Origin of the sequence: Halorubrum sp. Atlit-26R (genome assembly GCF_003666015.1) — an archaeon.
Classification (GTDB): Archaea; Halobacteriota; Halobacteria; order Halobacteriales; family Haloferacaceae; genus Halorubrum.
The window spans coordinates 1-436 of sequence record NZ_QPLT01000553.1; the positions used below are offsets into that span (position 1 = coordinate 1).

1 protein-coding gene is annotated in these 436 nt (G+C 43.1%); it reads right to left on the reverse strand.

The features are described 5' to 3' along the window. Window positions 1-164 precede the first annotated feature (164 nt). Window positions 165-436, reverse strand: a 272-nt coding sequence (locus DVK07_RS23150) for a hypothetical protein (protein WP_158603233.1), incomplete at its 5' end; no start/stop codon positions are given.

The window sequence follows — 436 nt, forward strand, 5'->3', positions numbered from 1 at the left end:
GGCCTTGACCGGCGGGGAGTCATAAAAGTTCCCACTACTTGACCCGCTAAAACTCGCCCGTTTCACCTCAGTTGCTTCTAGGCTGTAGTTCAATCCAGAAACATCGCCTTCCATTTGTCGATGCAGCAATAACAGCTCAGTTTCGTTTAATTGGATCTGTTCAGTCATGGCTGATGTCCGATCTCGGTGATTGCTCCAACAATCCCTTTCTGTAGTTTTTTCTTGGTTCCTGTGAAGTTTGATACAGCAACTAATCCGCTATCACAGTATACACGTGCCTCGATCTTATCTTGAGTATGTGGCCGTACAGAGTAATCAGAACCATATTCACACACCACCTTTCCTTCTTTAATTATCTGTATTGGAATATCATCATCAGCGGAGAGTTTGTTATAGTCTACAGAACTTTTGAATTGGAGATAGATGATTGTCTCCT